Below are 18,777 nucleotides of genomic sequence, written 5' to 3'. Positions count from 1 at the left end.
CTCCGAAAGAGAGCGTCAGCTACTTTTTTACATAGGAAAGGATGCATAGGATGGCACTTTGGCAAAAGTTGTACTATTCGGCTATGGTTCTGACGCTGTTCTTGGTTGTAATCGGGGAATTAATCTGGCTCCCGGACCCATTGCGGCTGGGCTCTACGATCTACTGGATTGATGTAATTGACGAACTCATCTATGTCTTGATGCTCATTCCATTGATTTGGATTGCTGGTTCGCTCATCCACTTAAGGTCGCACAGACGGGGCTGGATGTGGGTTAGAGCGGTGTCCATAATCGCGGCAGGCTTGGCGTGTGTCATCATTTTATTAACAGTACCGAAAAAGCTGGAGTATTCAGCTGGGGCATTTATTTTGACCTGGTTACTGGTTTTTGTAGACTTATTCGTGCATGAACGCATAAGACGCAAGCTGCCAATGAAGAGTATAAGTCTTTTTGCTATAACGGTGTGTTTGATGCTGGTGATGTTTTGGCCAACGAAGTATTTGGTTACTTATCCGGGCTTGACGCTGAACATGAACCGATATGCACACACAAGTGAAGGCAATGTGCATGGCGATATTTCTGGCGTGCTGGTGTTTGAGCGTCCTGCTTTCCCTATCGACTGGGTTTATGCAAAGCTGTTTGCGAAGTATTCGTTTGAAGTCGAAAATTTAGGGATGACACTTGGTGAATACAATCAAGAAGTACGGCTCATGAAGGCTGATGCGAACGCCGCAGGAAGCGCCATTGCTTTTCAGAAGGTGGGCAAAGGGAAGGGAATCTCCTCGAGCGGAGTTCGCATCACAGCCATCCTCAAGGACAGCCCAGCCAGCGGCCAGATTCAGCTTGGAGATGTGATCCAACAAGTGAAGGGACAAACCGTTACTACACTTGAAGAACTCACTGAGCGCATGAAAACGGTCAAGCCTGGTGATCAAGTGTCTCTGACCGTACTGCGCGGCGGCAAGCAGGTCAATGTGCAAGCGAAAACACGTCCGAATCCTGATGATGCGAGTCGTGCAGCCTTCGGCATCCAAGTAGCCAACGAAGTGCAATATGATCTTCCGATCCTTGTGAATTATCATGATTATTTATTGCATGAAGGCGGGCCTTCCCATGGTGCTATGCTGGCGCTAACCTTGGTTGACCAGCTTACACCATGCGGGGTAACCTACGGCAATCATGTGGCAGGTACGGGAACTATGGAACCAGACGGTTCAATTGGCCCGGTAGGGGGATTAGAACAGAAGGCGTATACCATTAGCAGAACGAATGCTGATGTTTTCTTCGTTCCCGTTGCGAATGAGTCCGAAGCGAAGAAAGGGGCTCCTAGCCTGCAGATCGTACCCGTCCGAACGCTGGACGATATGATGAAATGGCTAAAAGAACACCCAAAACAAACAACTGGACAGCTTTCTTGTCCTTAGTCTCTCGCGGCTTCGTACAATTTACGGGCGATTCGTTTGGGTTCAAATTGAATCGTTGTCATATGATCGCCCGGCGCTTGGATGAGCCTGAATAAGCCCAAACGGTTTGACATATGCGGATGCCATCCATACTCGGGATTCCCAATTGGCAGTACGGTATCATCTGTTAAGTGCACATAACTTCTAGGAACAGTTAGACTGTAAAATTTCTTCAGATCCAGCTTTTCATAGGAAGGTCCTGCAGGTTCAGGCGAAGTTTTATTATAGAGAGACTGGACCTGTGGAAGGCTTCCCAAATTCGAGAATTGTTCTCTATATACGGGAAATGGCAGCATGATCGTATCATCCTTCGAGCTTTTCCTAAGCTGCTCAAACATAGCTTGCACAGGCGGAGGAAACTCATCAACCAGCCTTTCGCCATCTTTTAATACAAAAGCGTTAATAAATACTAGCCTTCTTAGGCGATCTGGGACTAGCTCTGCTACTTTTTGCACCAAGGTCCCGCCGAAGCTGTGGCCAACCAGGATGATGTTGGTAAGATTATGTGTTTTGATATAATCCGCAATGGATTTTGACAGTATGCCATGAGTGACAGCCTTATTAGGGTCAGCGCCATGTCCTGGGTATTCGGGGACGTAGACGTTATGGCCTTTTTTGCGAAGCTCAGCTGCAACACCTGCCCAGAAGCTGGCATCTGCCCAAGCGCCATGAATAAGTACGAAGGTGAGGGGCTGTTCCCTCTCACGGTATTCGGGTTCAGCATCTTGTTCCCACGGAGAGGGCGTCATAAAAGGCCAGTTGTTGGATGGAAATGGTATTTGCCCAGGATAGGGGATCGGCCAATAGGTAGGCGCATAGGGGGGAGTTTCGTAAGTGTGCATCAGGTTAGACTTCCTTTCAAAGAAGATGTAATACTATATGCCCACAATGGACTTTTGCCCATGAAATCTAGGCAAGATGTTCGGATAGGGGATTTATGGTAAGATGGGGATGGTTTTTCACCCACATTTAAGTAAAGTAGGTTCTATATATGGTAACGAACGATCAGAAGTGGCATCCCTTCAGTGAATCTCCCATCTGGGAGCTGCAGCGAGCCTATTATGAAGAGCAGGGTATACGCGCATGGCAAAATAACGAAGTCCCCGAGTACATCACAAGTAATCCGATGATTGCTACCTCCTATGCGGAGATAATATTTGGTTTTCTACAAGATCGAGCACAATCAGGGTGCGTAACTGAGCCTGTTACTATTGTTGAACTAGGTGCGGGCTCTGGCCGACTCGCCTTTCATGTGCTGAAGGAATTGTGCGCAATGAGGGATTATGCGGCGCCAATGTCTCTACCCGGTTTTCGCTATGTCATGACGGACTTGGCCCACAAAAACTTGGCCTTCTGGAAGCAGCATCCAAGCTTGCGCCCTTATGTGGAGCAAGGAATTCTGGATTTTGCTCAGTTCGACGCAGTGAAAGATGACGAACTCTACTTAACGGAGGCTGGCATCCGTATCCGAAGGGGAGACTTGCTGCAACCACTGCTGGTTGTCGCGAATTATTTTTTCGATAGTATCCCGCAGGAACTGCTCTATGTGGATAATAAGCGCGTCTACGATTGCTTGGTATCTCTGCAATTCTCAGGAAAAGCTGCTGGTCGTAGCGCCACTGAAATGTTGGAAGACGTAACACTCGAGTATGAATATCGGCTTTCTGAAAAATACGAGCAGGAATCGTATGCTTACAGCCATGTTATTGCGCAATACACTGAAAAGTTGGAAGATTCTCATGTTCTATTCCCCGTCATTGGCTTGCAATGTCTGGAACGGCTGAACCTGCTTTCGAGGGAAGGATTTGTCCTGCTTACTGCGGACAAAGGAGACCATCGCTTGGAAAGCTGGGAGTACAGTGAGCCGCCGCAGCTGATCCACCACGGCAGTTTCTCGTTAACAGCGAACTATCATGCTCTGAACGATGTTTGGGAGCAGAGAGGGGCGCTGTGTCTGTTTACACAGCATCCTTATCACCACCTCAACATTGGCTGCATGTTAATGCTGTCTAATCCAGCTGGATATGGAAACACTCGGTTAGCCTATCGGCGATTTATCGAGCGTTATGGCCCTGATGATTTCATCACCATCAAAGAATGGCTCGATGGGTACCTAGATCAACTGGAGGTGCCACAATTCCTTTCCTTTTGGCGATTATCCGGGTATGATGCTCAGTTCTTGCTGCAATTTGCAAGCCGGCTAAAGGAGCAGCTGCCGATGTGTGAGGAAGGAGTTTACTCCGATCTACGTCTAGGGATTTATCAGATGTGGGAAGGGTACTACCCGATGAAGGAACAACATGAAATGGCTTTGGAGTGCGCAGCGCTTCTGTATCAGATGGAGATGTATCAGGATGCTAGCACCTTTTTTGAAAAAACAGAAGATGCTTATCATCTCAACCCAGATGTTCTCTATGACAGGGCGATCTGCTATTATGAGGTCGGGGATGTTGAAGCTGCCAGGCGTTACGCAGGGCTCACATTGAAGCTTGCCTCAGAGCACGAAGGCGCTATATCTCTATTGGAGCTTGAAGAGTAGAAAAGCATGGATGAATCATTTTGAGAGTGGAAATGATCGGCTTCTCAAATAATTAAACCAACCCACACCGCAAATCAAGCACATCGCGATGATACCAACCAAATCGAACCATTCCTCTTGAAGCAGCAGCAGGATACCTGGTTCTTTTTTTATTTGCAGAACAGCGAGTTGCGCTAATAGTCCGGCTATGACGATTTCCAACCAAGGCATTTTGAAGAAAAACTCTTCCATTTTGGAGGAAAAAAAGAATAGAAGAAATAAGGCCGGGAGCACGCCTGTTGCGATAAATGCTACATTATCCGAGAGCCTGGCTGATAGCAGAATACTGTCAATTCCCATGACTAAATCTAAAGAAGCTATGCTGGTGAAAATCCATAATAAGGAGAAATGTTTTCTCATTTGATTCTTAGGCAATACCATCCGTATAGCAAAAAACAACATAATGGCGGCAGTCGCTATGTTCATGTAAGGAATTCGATACCAAGACTGGACACAAGCGATATAGATGATGCGGAGCAGGCATAAAAGACCTAGAAGGTAAAATCTGAATTTACTTCTCAGGCTGTATCTGTTCAGTGAATTTTGAATCATAATGGCGTTATCGACGTTGGTAAATAAATTGTATATGAAAATAATAAACCAATTCTGCATCTAAACGCTTCCTTTCCAGAACATCGGCCTGTCCCTAGAAACTAAGATCAGTATATGATTGAGATTCCAAAATAAACCAAATACTACAAATAGAAAAGAGAATAAGAATGGAAATAAAAGATCTTGTAAGAATAACAGTTGAACTTAAGGAGTCTGGTATTTCCTACGCGCTGGGTGGGAGCGGTTTATTGCATGCTTTAGGACTAGTAGAACAAGTTAATGATTGGGATCTTCTTGTCGAGTGTCCCAAAGAGAAGCTTCTCAAGGTCATTCAAGGATATTCATGGCAAGAGCAGCCAAGTGGCGATGGTCTCTTTGCGAGCGAGTATCGGATACAGGTTGTACCCTTATCCATCGATTTCATTGGGTATTTCGCACTGCGGAGCATTAAAGGGATCGTGAGGCTGCCGCTTGAAAAAGGAGTCGGTGAGGGGAAAGGGAATAGGGATGGGCATAGTGGAAGCTGGCATGGTATCCCGTTGAGCGCCCCTGAAACTTGGTATGTGGCTTATACAATGATGGGCAGGGAGTCTAAGGCAGAGCTTTTGTATAATTATTTGAAACATACAAACAGGAATGAAGAATTAATTAGGAAGCTTGTTAGAAACGAGATGATGGAGGAGTCGATCAAAGAGAACTTGCTTCAATTGCTCGCATGAACGAAGAATAGGTGCTTACCTGGTATATTTTGCAACATTTCTCTAATGAATAACGTTAAGTAGGTAACAACACATGAAGTCATATATAAACGATAAGGAGAGAATGAAGATGAAAAAATTAGCCGCTGTAACACTTACATCTCTGTTGATTAGCTCATTGAGTTTTAGTTCGGTATTTGCATTCTCAGACCTGGAAGAGGGTCAATCGGAAGCTGTTTTGGCGCTGAAAAATCGTGGGATTGTAAGCGGTATCGACAGTGAGCACTATGTGCCAAAAGGTAAAATCAGTTATGCGCAAAGCGTGCAAATGATTGTGAAAGGCTTGAACTTGAATATGGATACGATACGTTTCATCAAGCAGCCATTGGCATCGGACACGTACACGAATGTTCCCAATGACGCGTGGTATGCGGACGCTTTTATCATTGCTCATTATAATGGACTGGAGATTCCTAAGGATGTCAATCCGAATGCTACCATTTCACGTGAGCAATTTGGGGATTTGTTAGTGCGTGCGATGGAAACGAAAGGCAATTTCCCGCTTGTCAAAATGTTTATTGTGATCAAGGATGAGGATCAAATTAACATCAATTATCAAGGCACTTTGCAAAGATTGCTGTTGTACAAAATCACCAAACTTGATCAAGACGGCAAGTTCAACCCGAAAGCTGAACTGACGCGTGGCGAAGCAGCGAACTGGGTCTACCAGGCGATTCAATATGTAGAAGCTCATGCACAGAACCAGGCACCGGTAGAAGAGGTGTCGGTGAGGGTTGAGAAAGTGAATGACGAAGTCAACAAAGTGACACTGTCCAAAGAACTGCCGAATCCCGGATATGGCATTGCCATCCAGGGGATTGAGTTCCAGAATGACGGGAAAGCTGTGATTCGCTATACGATTCAGAAGCCTAAGCCGGATATGATGTATCCACAAGTGATTACAGTAGCTAAGGCAGAAACATTCGTCTCTTCCAAATATACAGCGATCGCTAAACCTGCGGTTTTGCAATGATCACCAGCTAGCTGCTGCCTTGAATGAGGAGGCGGCTTTTTTTGTGCGCCTGTATCCCCGTCATTTGGACATGTCCGAATCCAAGTCTCTCTCATAAAATATAGCATCCTATGTTAATAGGAGGTGAGAGAGATGAAAGTAAACTACTATACGTTAACTTTAGGTTTAATTGGTGCAGCCAAATTGATTTTGGACGCGTACGGTATGGACCTTATCAAAAATGAAGATATGAATGCGATCGCCAATGGTGTTGCTGCGTTGCTATCTGTTGTAGGTATTTATACAAACCATCAGAAATCCTAATCAATTTCAATAGGGGACAGGATGGGAATGGACAAAGCGGGCTTCGAGTGAAAACTTGAAGCTTCTTTGTTTTTTGGGGGAGGGGTGATGCACGTATTGTGCTAACGGACTGAGCAGCCGTTATTCGGTGAAAATCGGGCGTTTGCATAGTCTAACGGACGCCAGAGCTGTTATTCACGTTCCTAGCATGGAATGCAGCTCTGTTTTGGTCATATAACGACGCTGGAGTCCGTTAGCTTCGAAAAGAGCGTTATTTATCGGAAATAACGGCGATGAGGTCCGTTAGATCAGAATTTGCGTACTAGTCCTTAGCTGGGACAAGGGCTTCAGCAGCAAATGTCGAAATCATTCAATTGACGATTATCTGGTGAATTTGGATAGGGTGGGAAATTTGCTGAGGGGACAGATGTGGATATGGACGACAGAATTGTGCGAATAAGAGCCGAAGAAAGGAAATACCATGAGGCTTGCTATGACAACTATACGTTGTTCGAAGCTGGAACATGGCTGCATAAACCGGTAAGGTCGGTTATGGACACGTTAGATTTTTTTGATGATTATGAGAGTCTAAGCGTATTGGATCTTGGCTGCGGGGTGGGCAGAAACAGTATTCCTATTGCAGAAAGGCTGCAAGGAAAATCTGGTAACGTTGTCTGTGTTGATCTACTCCAATCAGCGTTAGATAGGCTCATGAGATATAGTGAAGACCATGGTGTGAGTTCACGAATACGTCCATACTTGTCAGATATAGCCGACTATGACATTCCAGTTGATCATTTTGATTACATAGTAGCGGTTTCTGTTATTGAGCATGTTGAATCTGAAAGCAAGCTTGCTTCGCTGCTTTCCAACATGGCACTGGGTACGAAAAATGGCGGCATTACCTGCATTATTATGAATTCGAACATAGAAGAAGTAGATGCTGAGTCTGGAGAACATTTAGAAGCCTTAATGGAAATTAATCTAACGACTGAGCAAGCAAGTGCTTATTTGAAAAAAGCGTTTGAAGGATGGACGGTTCTCAAGTCAACCATAAAGCCGTTAGTTTTCAATATTGAACGAGAGATGAGGAACATTCTGCTGAAAACGGACTGCATCACATGGATCGTTCAAAAATCATGAGAAATAAAGCCTTGACCCATGAGATGTGAACAGCATCTGGGTCTAAGGCTTTTTTTATCTGAAAATATGTCCAAAGGTTCTTGAATATCGTCATGGTAACGTTTTCTTAAAGTTATTATAGTTAAGTTGTGGGCAAGAAATGGAAGAAGGGGGATCGAAAAAGAAAAAGCGATAAAAGGGTCCATTGGTGTGGGCACTCCTTCATATCGCTCGTCGGTAGTGAGACTGAATTTTTGGCGAAATTCAATCATCACTACAATTTTGACACAAGATGGTCCTGAGATGCAACTACTATAATCTGTGTTTAAATTGAAGGGAGCTTGACAATATGATGAAAATGAACAGCTTTAAAGTGATCGGTTTTACTTGCCTTTCTTTCGCTATAGTTTTGACAGGATGCTCGTCCACGAAAACAGCTGAGCCAGCTGCGGGGACAACAGCGCCGGCAGCTTCGACAGCAGCAGCGACCAAAGCGCCTGAGCCAGCAAAAAGCGGCGAGAAAATCACCGTGAACTTCTGGAATCCTTTCTCCGGCAATGACGGTCCTTTTATGAAGAAAATTGTGGACAACTATAATAAATCACAAGACAAATACAACGTGAAAATGACGATTCAACCTAGCGGCGACTACTACAAGCTGCTGGATACGGCGATTGCAACGAAAAAAGGGGTTCCTGATGTGGCTATTATGCATCTTGATCAAACGCCTACGTATATTGCCAAAGATTTGTTACAGCCGCTTGACGAAGTGGCGAAATCCGTTGGTGTGGAGAAAAGCAACTTCCCGGCTGCAACTGTGGACTATTCGACCAAAGATAACAAATGGTACAGCATTCCGCTGGATATTCACCCATTAATTATGTACTACAATAAAGATTTGTTTGCAGCCGCAGGCATTACAGCTCCTCCAACGAATCGTCAAGAATTTGTTGATGCAGCGAAAAAACTTACAGATCCGTCCAAAGGGATTTGGGGAGCAGCGATGCCAACGTTCTGGATTCAGAACTTCTTATTCCCGACAGTCCTGTTCCAAAATGGCGGCAGCTTCCTTGATGAGAAAGGAAATATTGCTTACAACTCACCTGCAGGCGTTGAGGCTGTTACCTTCATGAGAAGCTTGACCACAATGAAAGTCTCCCCACCAACTGTGGCGGCTGATGGCGATTTCAACTTGTTCCAACAAGGTAAAAGCGCAATGCATTTCAACGGACCATGGGCCAAAGACGCTTTCGATAAAGCGAAAGTGAACTACGGTGTAGCCCAAGTGCCGCAATTAGGCACAGTGAAACAAGCCGTTTTCGGCGGATCGCACAATTTTATCATTCCTAAATCAACGACAGATGCAGCGGTGCTAGCTGGGGTCGGCGATTTCTTGAAATACGTATCGAGTAATTCCATTGACTGGGCAGAGTCCGGTCAAGCAGTTGCGTCCAAAGTCGTTCGTGACAGCGCAGCGTTCAAAGCAATGACGCAACAACAAACAGAAGTGGCAAAAGAATTTGATTATGTGCAATTTGCTCCAAAAGTCTTGAACTGGGGTCCAATCTCCGACAGTATCTGGAGTGAGCTGGCGAATGCGCTGCAAGGTAAAAAGGATCCAAAAGCGGCCCTTGATGATGCAGCTGCAAAATCCACGATTGCTATGAACAAAAAATAGGGACGAACCAAGGCAGGCGGGTACATGTTACCCGTCTTCCATTTTAAAAAAAGGAGGGGAATCCCTTGCTTACAACATCCTCTTGGAAATCAAAGCTGACTTCTAGCTTATTCATACTTCCGTATTTTGTGGCTTTTATGGCTTTCACGTTAATTCCAATTATTTATGGTTTTCTGATTAGTCTCAAACAATATAATTTGCTTGATCCCGTACATCCTTTTGTTGGACTTAACAATTACAAGAGCATTTTCACAGAAGGTACGCAAGAGAATGATCTCTTTTTTATCGGCATGAAAGCGACTTTGAAGTTCGTTGTCTTCTCTGTTCCGTTTCTAGTCATCGTAGGTTTAGGCTTCGCCCTATTGTTAAATGCGCTTCCGGCCAAACTGCGATCCTTCTTCCGCTCGATCTATTTCATTCCGTATGCGGTTTCGGCAACCGTGATGGCTGTTATTTGGAAAAGGATGTTTGATGTTACAGGAGGATTTATCAATTTGCTCTTAGCTAAGATGGGGATTCATGAGTTTGATCCGATTCCTTGGCTGCTGGATAAACCGTTTGTCTGGATAGCGTTGGTAGTGGCGACCCTGTGGTGGACGATTGGCTTTAATATGATTATCTTTGTTAATGCGCTTAATGGCGTTCCAGAGGATCTATATGAAGCAGCAAGAATTGATGGAGCCAATGGTTGGGATAGGCTGAAAAACATCACTTTGCCGTCGATTAGGCCTGTTGTCATTTTTGTTCTGATTACTTCCACGATTGCTTCATACAATGTTTTCGCTCAGCCCAATCTCATGAGTAATGCTGGGGACGAGACCAAGGTTCTGCTTATGGGCATTCTGCAAACGGCTTATACAGCACGGGAGATTGGCTCCGCATCGGCCATGGCCATTCTCATGGGGTTAACGATCATGATCGTATCCGTCATTCAATTTAAAGTCACGAACAGAAAGGAGTAGAGGACGTTGAAATCTTTGAAGCTATTTTATGTGGTGCTCGCTAGTGTGTTAGGCATCATATTTCTTTTGCCCATCCTATGGATGTTTTCCAATTCGTTCAAAACCGACGTTGAAGTAATGGCCCCAGTCTTTCATTTGTTCCCGCAGGAATTTACGTGGGATAATTTTCATACGATCTTTGTCGGCGGTGACGTTGAGGTCCCGATTTTTCGGTGGATTTTCAATTCGTTTTTTGTAGGTTTTGCAGCGACTTTCTTGGTTATTGTGCTCGACACGATGGCGGCATACGCGTTAACGAAGCTTGATCTGCCTTTCAAAAGGACGCTAATTGCCTTATTCGTCGGCTCATTGATGGTACCCGGTATCATTTCGTTTCTGCCGCAATACTTGAACTTCAGCAATTTGAATTTAATCAATACGTATTATGTTCTTATTTTGCCGTATTCCGGTGGTGCGCTTGGGGTATTTCTATTGATTCAATTTTTCCAATCGTTCCCTCATGAAATCATTGAAGCTGCCAAAATGGATGGGGCAAACAAGTGGCATGTGTTCACGTCCGTTCTGCTGCCTTCCTCTGTTTCAATTGTGACAACATTGGCGATCTTCACCTTTATGGGCGTTTTCAATGATTATGTATGGCCATTTTTCACGGTTACAGATTTGGAAATGCGTACGCTCACAGCGGGAATTGCGGTTATGGCTACTGGAAGTTTTGTACAATCCTATGGTAAATTAATGGCACTTGCCACACTATCCACACTTCCAACCCTGCTGATTTTTCTCATTGGGCAAAGACAATTTATTCAATCTATTACAGCCACGGGAGTTAAGCAGTAAAAAGGCTGTTTCTCGAAGGCGGTGTGTGCGATGCGCATGTTCTTTGCAATCTGTCTCTGTTTCCTGCTGGTAACAGGTTGCACGAAAGGAGCTGGGAATGAGGTAATGACAGAGTCAACGAATACAACGAATACAACCAAGACATTTACAAATCCGATTCTGGATAATGGAGCAGATCCTTGGGTTACTTCGAAGGATGGCACTTATTATTATACGCATACGACAGGGAACTCGATTAGAGTTTGGAAGTCGCAGAAACTTACTGGGCTTGCTGATGCTGAATACAAGGATGTGTGGTTCCCTCCTGTGTCCGGCCCTAATACTTCCAACATCTGGGCGCCTGAACTGCATTTTCTGGATGGAAAATGGTATATCTATTATGCCGCAGATGATGGACAGAATGAGAACCACCGCATGTTCGTTCTTGAATCAGAAACGGATGATCCGCAAGGCAGCTATGTTGAGAAAGGCATGATGGATACAGCAGGCAGATGGGCAATTGACGGGACGACGCTGCAAAAAAAGGATGGTTCCTTGTACTTCATATGGTCCGGTTGGGAAGGAACGGTTAATGTTAGTCAGCACTTGTATATGGCTCCAATGAGCAATCCCTACACGATTAGCGGTAAGCCGGTCGAAATTTCGAGGCCTACGTACGATTGGGAAACGATCGGAACACCAACTATTAATGAAGGCCCGCAGGTATTGCTGCATAAAAATCAAATTTATATCATTTACTCAGCGAGCGGCAGTTGGACCGATGATTATTGTTTAGGGATGCTGAGTGCAACGATGCAAAGTGATTTGTTGAACCCGGCGTCATGGACAAAGCATGAAGAGGCTGTTTTTTCTAAAACGGATCAGGTTTTTGGTCCAGGTCACAGCTCCTTTACGAAGTCGCCAGATGGCAAAGAGGACTGGATCCTGTATCACGGAGCGAAGACACAAGGCGCAGGCTGGAATCGCAATGTACGCATGCAGCCATTCAAATGGCATCCGGACGGCTCTCCTGATTTCGGTATCCCGATTGCTGAGGGAGTTCCTATCCCTGTTCCGAGCGGTGAATAAGGACAGTAGAAGCTGTCCAGTAAGTTTAACAAAGAGGCCTGTCCCTCGGTCATTGGATGACTGGGGACAGGTTTTTTGTTATGGAGCTGCAGCGATAGCGGGAAAAACTCCAGTTATTTCAAGAAATTTCGGTTTCAAAACACAAATAACTGGAAAATATACCGGTATTCCTCTCAATTCCCCTACTTCCTGACTCATACGGCCTCAATAACAGGAGAAATTCCATTTATTATCAATTCTGCTGGTTTGCTTAATCAAATAGCGGTAGAAGTTCCTGTTAATCATTGAGCGCTCTCAAAAGTTCAATATGAAAAATGACTCTCCCTCGGTCATTGAATCCAAAAATATGTCCATGTCTGGTGGAAATAGGTCATTGGATTCAGTGGGGCCAATTTGTATAATGAAGACACACTATGTATGGAGTGAGGGATTTCTGTGAGAGGCAAGCTGCGAGCTAGAATTAGCGCCATGATCCTTCTGATTCCACTCAGTTTACTGACGATAAGCTGCAGCTCTCAGCCGGATACGCAAGTTGATGAAGCGGCATCCAATAAGCTAAGAATTACGTTCTGGTCACCGTTTAGTGGTGGAGATGGGCAATTTATGGCTGAATTGATTCAGCAGTACAACAATGAGAACCAAGATCATGTGAAAATTGATCAAATTAATAATAATTCAGGTGATTATTATACGAAGCTGTCAACGGCCATCGTAACCGAAGAAGCGCCTGATATCGCGATTGTCCATTCGGCGAAATATTCGCAATATGCGCCAGCCGGATTTCTAACCGACTTGAATACGCTTGCTTTAGAAGCGGGTGTGAATTGGCAAGATTTTAACCAGACCATATTGAAAAGTACAGTTGCCGATGAGAAACATCTGGGAATTCCACTCGATACGCATCTTGAGGTCATGTACTATAACAAAACTTGGCTCAAACAAGCAGGCTTGCTAGATGAGAAAGAGAAGCCAATTCTGATGAATGGCGAGGACGGATTCCTGCAATTTTTACAAAAAATAAGAGAAAATGTGCCTTCAAGCATCACTCCACTGGCTGAACCCAATGTACGGATCGACTCTTTCTGGTTATGGTATTCCTTCTATAATCAGATGAATGTCGACGGGGGCAGATTTTATACAGACGACGAGAAGGAAGCGGCTATTGATAACGCTTCTGCGCTTCAATCCTTGAATTTTGTTAATTCGCTTTATACGCAGAGGCTTATTATTCCGAATATAAACGATTCCGTGCAAACCTTTGGGAAGGGGAATGCGGCTGTGTTGATTACCGGTGTGTGGGCGACAGGCACATTCGAAAAAATTCCGGATCTGAACTTCGGCGTTACGAAAATCCCACAAATCTACGATCATCCGGCTGCATGGGGGGATTCGCATACCTTTTCCTTGCCTTATCATGAAAAACCAGATAAGAAAAAGCAAATCGCAGCACTTAAATTTGCGAATTGGGTCGCAGCTCATGGTGCCAGTTGGGCAAAAGCCGGCCATATTCCAGCCGTGAAGCAAGCGGTTCAATCTCCTGAGTTTCAGAGCCTGAAATATCGTCCAGACTATGCGAGTGCAGCTGACGATGTGAAATATTTCCCGAATCACCCTAGGCAGGGGAAAATGAATGAAGAAATTGTACGTGAGTTCGAAAAGATGATGGTGGGGCAATCCACACCGCAAGAGGTGCTGCGTAATGCGCAAAGGATTATTAACACGAATATTCAAATACAGCAGAATTCAGCTCCAGACTAAAAGGCAGTGGATCCAGAACCTCCCGATCGTCACGAAATTGATCGTTATTAGCTTTATCCTCATTGCCGTCCCGCTGGGAATAGCCAGCTATTTGACGTTTACGAGCTATTCGGCATCGATTCAGAAAAACACCGGCAAATATCAAATGGACGTCGTGAAGGAATTAATGGCTAACATTGATACGTACATGAATGAGCTTAATCTTTTGACCCTATTGCCCTATCAGTCGCAGGATATTGTGAAATATTTGGAGTCAAATAAGGGAACAGAAACAACAATCACGTTCGATGATCGCGTAACAGTGGAAGATTTCGCTAAGCGTGTGTATGCCAATGGGCGTGTAGATATATCGGGATTAACGTTGTATCGACTTTCAGGCGGCACGTATACGGCGATGCTAGAGGAACAAGCGAATTATTCCTTGAAGAAGGTTGAAAATGAACCTTGGTACCAAAAGGTAGTCAGGACGGGGAAGGTTGTCTATATCGGCACTTACAACAAGAATGCGTATGATACGACGAATCAGGTGTATTCTTTTGCGAGGAAAATACGCAGTGTCGACACCGGAAGAGTGCTGGGGTACCTCGTTCTGGATGTGGATAAAAATATTATCCGCAACAAAATCGAAACAATATCCAATGACAAGAAGAACATTATGATTGTCGATGGCGAAGGGGCACTTATTTACAAAAGCACGGACTCCTGGATAGATCTGGACCAAGTGCAGAAATATCAGGGAACCGGTACAGTCATCTACAAACAAGGACAGGATACAGAGCTATTATCCTACTATACGTCGCCGAATACCGGATGGACAATGATTGAGATGGTGCCGCTCGCGTCATTGCTTCAGGATACTGTGAACGTGAGGAATTACATCATTCTGATTGGCGGCGTCTGCTTGCTGCTGGCTGTTATTCTTTTTACCGCGTTAGCTTTTCGTATCACCAATCCGATTGGCGAGCTGCGGAATCTCATGAAAAAAGTGGTTCTGGGCGATCTGGACGTGTCTATTCCTATTCGAAGCCGAGATGAAATTGGTCAGTTAAGCCAATCCTTTAACATCATGGTTTCGAAGCTCAGTGATCTAGGCTATAGGCTTTATGAATCGGAGATCAGAGAGAAAAATGCACAAATTTCAGTGCTGCAGAGCCAGATTAATCCGCATTTTTTGTACAATACGCTAGGCTCCATCAGTATGTTTGCGGAGATTCAAGGCAACCGCGAAGTTGTCAAAATGACAAATAATTTAGGAAAGCTGCTGAGGTACAGCATCAATAGTCACAAAAGCCAAGTGCCTCTGAGCATGGAGCTGGAGCATGTGATGGGTTATATGGCTATCCAACAAATCCGATTCGAGGATAAAATACAGTTTCAGGTCGATATCGAGCCTGACCTGCTTGCCTATTCGGTGATACGTTTTATTTTGCAGCCCATCGTTGAGAACAGCATTGTACATGGCATTGAAAAAGGAAGCGGGTACGGAACTATTACGCTCAGCGGGAAGAAACAAGCGGATACGATGGTCATTATTATTCAGGATGATGGTGCGGGAATGAGTGATAGCCGCTTGCAGCAAGTACTTCAGAAGCAGTTTGATTTCGCCGCAAGCGAAGAGGGGACGGGCGGGCATGGATTAATGAACGTGCATCGGAGAATTGTGCTTCGTTATGGCCCTCCATTTGGCATGAAGATTGAAAGCATTGTACACCGAGGAACGACGATTATCCTCACATTACCACTCATCGCAGATGAACTTGAAGGGGGCAACCTAGATGCCTAAGCTCCTTATCGTGGATGATGAAACGATCTTCCGCAAGGGCATTGGTTTAATGATTGCGGAGATGCAGTCGGATTGGTCCGTCGTTGACGAAGCCAAAGATGGCGTGGAAGCTTTAGAGAAAATTGAGCTGCTACAGCCCGATTTAATTATTACGGATATTAAAATGCCGCGCATGGACGGTATTCAGCTCCAGTACATCGTAAAGGAGCGATATCCGCATATTTCCTGTGTCGTGATGAGTGGATATAACGATTTTCAGTACGCGCGCGAATCGCTGAAATTAGGGGCAAAGGACTATCTGATGAAGCCATTCGAACGGGCAGAGTTGTACACTTTGCTTGACAGGCTGCAGGCTGAAATGGCAGTAGAAAAGGAACAGTTGACTACAAATAAGAAAGACAAACAAGTTCAGAGTCAAATGCGCCAGCATGTGCTTGCCGGACTCCTGACAGGAAGCATTCATCATGGGGAGACGGAGCTGCTTGACAACGTAGGGGTGCAGTTTCCGCTTCCGTATACAAGCTGTTTGGTAGCTAAGCTCGACCGTGATTCCGTGACGGATGAAAGGTATTACCAGCTGAATCCATCGCTATTTTCTGTGTATATTCAGCAGTTTATTCAGGAGAGTATCGAGAAGCCGCTGCTTGGTTATGTCTTTATTTTAAATGAGAATGAAGTTGTTGCCCTAATTAATCACGAAGATACGGCTGCTTCCTTCGCTGACATCGAGAAATTAACGAATCGAATCCGGAAGGGGATTCGGGGGCAGTCCAATTTCACGATCTCATTCGGGCTCGGAGGTCCAGTGAAAGATTTGGAGTCGATATCCAAGTCTTATAAGGAAGCGGGTTTGGCTCTGCTCTATCGGTTAGTTATCGGCGGGGATCGTCTTCTGTCCAGTGATACAATTGCTGAAATGACGATGGAGAAGCTCGAGTGGCATACCGCCGATTGGAATTTGCTCAATCAGTATGTTCAGGAGGGTGATTTGGTGAATGTTCATCTGCAGGCCAATCAATTCGTCACCAAGCTGTGCCAGCAGTGGAGAGATCCAGAACTGATTCATGAGCAAATTTGCAAAATGCTGCTGCATTTCTACGAGCTGGCTGTGAATCTAACCGTGGTGAAGATGTGGCTGCAAGGCACGGATATGAAGCAAGTTTTGATGGAGATTTATTCGATTTCGTCCAGCAAAGAATTGAGTGAGCGCTGTCAGAAGCTGCTAGGGGATTTGAGCGTATGCATGGTGAACCGGAAGAAAAAGTTCGTGACTAGCCCAGTTGAGCTCGTGGCGAGGTATGTGGAGGAGCACTACGCTGAACCAATCACCCTGAATATGATGGCGGAGATCGCCTATCTCAACCCCTCTTATTTAAGTTCTTTGTTTAAAAGCAAGCAAGGCCAGTCCTTTATCGATTTCTTGACGGAAAAGCGGATTGAGAAAGCGAAGGCCATGCTGCTCCACTCCGATGAGAAAATTCAAGTGATTTCGGATTCAACAGGTTTTACGAATATTCGCCACTTCAATCGCGTATTCAAAACGCTAACCAATCGGACACCAACGGAATACCGGGAGGGTAAACAAACGAGTTGACAGCGGGCTATTCATGCGTGAGGGAAATATTTTGCTGGGCATACTACTTAGAAAATGTCTGGCAGGAGGGATTTCGCTTGCAAAGGAAACGCGTTGTTGGGATCGCTTTGATGTTGACACTTACTTCTGGCTGCTTCTATACGGCAAACCCTCCAGCTCCTAGGGAAGCAAGGATTGAGAAAGATCGAATGGATGTTAAGCAGGTGGAGGATGGACGAGAAGCTGAACCAGAGGATAGACCAGGAGTCAAAGAAGTGAAGCCGCCAGCAGCGACGGTTCCGCCAATTGTTTCAGAGCCCAAGGTAAGTAAAGTCACGCTGGCAGCCATCGGCGACGTTCTCATTCACAGTGAAATATATCAAGATGCCAAGCAAATGGACGGCACGTATAACTTTTCCAAAATGTTTGAGAACGTGCAGAACTATCTGCGAGTGCCTGACATCTTGGTAGCGAATCAGGAGACGATGATTGGAGGGAAAGAGCTGCGACTTTCTGGCTATCCGTCGTTCAATAGCCCGCAGGAAGTTGGGGATGCCCTCAAGTTGGCAGGGGTCGACCTAGTCACAGTGGCTAATAATCATTCGCTGGATCGCGGGGAAAAAGTTATTCAAAGCGCTCTGTCTTACTGGGATCGACTTGGCATCCCTTATACAGGATCATTTAAATCCAAGGAAGACCAGAAGAATATTCGTACACTAGTCAAAAATAATATCACTTTTTCTTTTCTGAGCTATGCTTATGGCACGAATGGCATCCCCCATCCCAAAGGGAAAGCGTATCTCGTTAACCGTATAGATACCACCCAGATTGCTCAAGAGGTTGAGGAAGCCAAACGCGTATCGGACGTTGTAGTGGTTGCCATGCACTGGGGGACGGAGTATGAAACTTTACCCAATGAAAGTCAGAAGGGGCTAGCCCAAAAGCTAGCGGACTATGGCGTTCATATCGTCATCGGAAATCACCCGCATGTGTTGCAGCCACCAGCTTGGGTATCAGGGAATAACGGGCACAAAACGCTAGTGCTATACTCGTTAGGAAATTTCATATCGGCCCAAGGTGGGGTTGCCAAGCGAGTAGGCGGAATGGCGACGATTGATATCGTCAAAACCATGGGGAAAGAGAAGACCATTACGTTAAAACATCCGTCGTTTCTCCCCACTTTTACCTTTTATCGAAACATGACGCAATTCAAGGTGCTTCCAGTAGATCAGGCTAGCCCCTTGAAGATCAGTAATGGTACAATCCAGTTTGATCATATTAAGCAGCATATGAGAACATACATGCAAGAACTGAACTTTATCAGCGCTGATAAGGTTTTAATAAAATAACCCCTCGAACGTGGTTCGAGGGGTTGTCATCGTTGCAAGGC

16 protein-coding genes are annotated in these 18,777 nt (G+C 45.1%); 14 read left to right on the top strand and 2 right to left on the bottom strand.

Going from position 1 to position 18,777, the window contains the following annotated elements; genetic code table 11:
- Positions 1-50 precede the first annotated feature (50 nt).
- Positions 51-1,424, top strand: a complete 1,374-nt coding sequence (locus tag GQF01_RS34260) for a PDZ domain-containing protein (RefSeq protein WP_161411802.1) — start codon at positions 51-53, stop codon at positions 1,422-1,424.
- On the opposite strand, the gene GQF01_RS34255 is transcribed toward GQF01_RS34260, so the two are convergent.
- Positions 1,421-2,305, bottom strand: a complete 885-nt coding sequence (locus GQF01_RS34255) for an alpha/beta fold hydrolase (RefSeq protein WP_161411801.1) — start codon at positions 2,303-2,305, stop codon at positions 1,421-1,423. The genes GQF01_RS34260 and GQF01_RS34255 overlap by 4 nt on opposite strands.
- A gap of 149 nt (positions 2,306-2,454) precedes the next feature.
- On the opposite strand from GQF01_RS34255, the gene GQF01_RS34250 reads away from it, so the two are divergent.
- Positions 2,455-4,002 (top strand): SAM-dependent methyltransferase, encoded by a 1,548-nt coding sequence (locus GQF01_RS34250; protein WP_161411800.1) that lies wholly within the window; start codon positions 2,455-2,457, stop codon positions 4,000-4,002.
- A gap of 15 nt (positions 4,003-4,017) precedes the next feature.
- On the opposite strand, the gene GQF01_RS34245 is transcribed toward GQF01_RS34250, so the two are convergent.
- Complete coding sequence (locus tag GQF01_RS34245; protein WP_161411799.1) at positions 4,018-4,653, bottom strand: TerC family protein; 636 nt, start codon at positions 4,651-4,653, stop codon at positions 4,018-4,020.
- Between the two features lie 107 nt (positions 4,654-4,760).
- Here GQF01_RS34245 and GQF01_RS34240 point away from each other — a divergent pair, with 107 nt between their 5' ends.
- From GQF01_RS34240 to GQF01_RS34190, 12 genes are all read left to right on the top strand, one after another.
- Positions 4,761-5,312, top strand: coding sequence for a hypothetical protein (locus GQF01_RS34240; RefSeq protein ID WP_161411798.1), 552 nt, complete (start codon positions 4,761-4,763; stop codon positions 5,310-5,312).
- A 109-nt stretch (positions 5,313-5,421) separates the two neighbouring features.
- Positions 5,422-6,324: an S-layer homology domain-containing protein gene (locus tag GQF01_RS34235; protein ID WP_161411797.1), complete on the top strand. Its 903-nt coding sequence runs from the start codon at positions 5,422-5,424 to the stop codon at positions 6,322-6,324.
- 132 nt (positions 6,325-6,456) lie between these two features.
- Positions 6,457-6,627, top strand: a complete 171-nt coding sequence (locus GQF01_RS36110) for a hypothetical protein (RefSeq protein WP_186456112.1) — start codon at positions 6,457-6,459, stop codon at positions 6,625-6,627.
- Positions 6,628-7,041: 414 nt separating this feature from the next.
- Positions 7,042-7,749: a class I SAM-dependent methyltransferase gene (locus GQF01_RS34230; protein ID WP_161411796.1), complete on the top strand. Its 708-nt coding sequence runs from the start codon at positions 7,042-7,044 to the stop codon at positions 7,747-7,749.
- A gap of 328 nt (positions 7,750-8,077) precedes the next feature.
- Entirely contained in the window at positions 8,078-9,406 is a 1,329-nt protein-coding gene (locus GQF01_RS34225; protein WP_235960806.1) for an ABC transporter substrate-binding protein, read from the top strand.
- Positions 9,407-9,471: 65 nt separating this feature from the next.
- Positions 9,472-10,368, top strand: a complete 897-nt coding sequence (locus GQF01_RS34220; protein ID WP_235960804.1) for a carbohydrate ABC transporter permease — start codon at positions 9,472-9,474, stop codon at positions 10,366-10,368.
- Between the two features lie 6 nt (positions 10,369-10,374).
- On the top strand, positions 10,375-11,205 hold the full coding sequence (locus tag GQF01_RS34215) for a carbohydrate ABC transporter permease (RefSeq protein ID WP_235960802.1): 831 nt from the start codon (positions 10,375-10,377) through the stop codon (positions 11,203-11,205).
- A 105-nt stretch (positions 11,206-11,310) separates the two neighbouring features.
- Positions 11,311-12,273 (top strand): glycoside hydrolase family 43 protein, encoded by a 963-nt coding sequence (locus GQF01_RS34210; protein WP_202556828.1) that lies wholly within the window; start codon positions 11,311-11,313, stop codon positions 12,271-12,273.
- A gap of 435 nt (positions 12,274-12,708) precedes the next feature.
- Positions 12,709-14,031, top strand: a complete 1,323-nt coding sequence (locus GQF01_RS34205; protein ID WP_328803590.1) for an ABC transporter substrate-binding protein — start codon at positions 12,709-12,711, stop codon at positions 14,029-14,031.
- Positions 13,973-15,814, top strand: coding sequence for a cache domain-containing sensor histidine kinase (locus tag GQF01_RS34200; protein WP_161411794.1), 1,842 nt, complete (start codon positions 13,973-13,975; stop codon positions 15,812-15,814). The genes GQF01_RS34205 and GQF01_RS34200 overlap by 59 nt, the downstream gene beginning before the upstream one ends.
- Positions 15,807-17,408, top strand: coding sequence for a response regulator (locus tag GQF01_RS34195; protein WP_161411793.1), 1,602 nt, complete (start codon positions 15,807-15,809; stop codon positions 17,406-17,408). Before GQF01_RS34200 ends, GQF01_RS34195 begins: the two co-directional genes overlap by 8 nt.
- 77 nt (positions 17,409-17,485) lie before the next feature.
- Positions 17,486-18,736, top strand: a complete 1,251-nt coding sequence (locus GQF01_RS34190; RefSeq protein ID WP_161411792.1) for a CapA family protein — start codon at positions 17,486-17,488, stop codon at positions 18,734-18,736.
- Positions 18,737-18,777: the final 41 nt, after the last annotated feature.

The organism is Paenibacillus silvestris, assembly GCF_009882985.1.
GTDB lineage: Bacteria > Bacillota > Bacilli > Paenibacillales > NBRC-103111 > Paenibacillus_E > Paenibacillus_E silvestris.
The sequence above is the reverse complement of the archived record's forward strand: the minus strand, read 5'-3'. Positions and strand labels throughout refer to the sequence as shown.

Coding starts and splice junctions, on each gene's coding strand:
- GQF01_RS34260 (WP_161411802.1), top strand. CDS start 51: ATGGCACTTTGGCAAAAGTTGTACTATTCGGCTATGGTTCTGACGCTG.
- GQF01_RS34255 (WP_161411801.1), bottom strand. CDS start 2,305: ATGCACACTTACGAAACTCCCCCCTATGCGCCTACCTATTGGCCGATC.
- GQF01_RS34250 (WP_161411800.1), top strand. CDS start 2,455: ATGGTAACGAACGATCAGAAGTGGCATCCCTTCAGTGAATCTCCCATC.
- GQF01_RS34245 (WP_161411799.1), bottom strand. CDS start 4,653: ATGCAGAATTGGTTTATTATTTTCATATACAATTTATTTACCAACGTC.
- GQF01_RS34240 (WP_161411798.1), top strand. CDS start 4,761: ATGGAAATAAAAGATCTTGTAAGAATAACAGTTGAACTTAAGGAGTCT.
- GQF01_RS34235 (WP_161411797.1), top strand. CDS start 5,422: ATGAAAAAATTAGCCGCTGTAACACTTACATCTCTGTTGATTAGCTCA.
- GQF01_RS36110 (WP_186456112.1), top strand. CDS start 6,457: ATGAAAGTAAACTACTATACGTTAACTTTAGGTTTAATTGGTGCAGCC.
- GQF01_RS34230 (WP_161411796.1), top strand. CDS start 7,042: ATGGACGACAGAATTGTGCGAATAAGAGCCGAAGAAAGGAAATACCAT.
- GQF01_RS34225 (WP_235960806.1), top strand. CDS start 8,078: ATGATGAAAATGAACAGCTTTAAAGTGATCGGTTTTACTTGCCTTTCT.
- GQF01_RS34210 (WP_202556828.1), top strand. CDS start 11,311: ATGACAGAGTCAACGAATACAACGAATACAACCAAGACATTTACAAAT.
- GQF01_RS34200 (WP_161411794.1), top strand. CDS start 13,973: ATGCGCAAAGGATTATTAACACGAATATTCAAATACAGCAGAATTCAG.
- GQF01_RS34195 (WP_161411793.1), top strand. CDS start 15,807: ATGCCTAAGCTCCTTATCGTGGATGATGAAACGATCTTCCGCAAGGGC.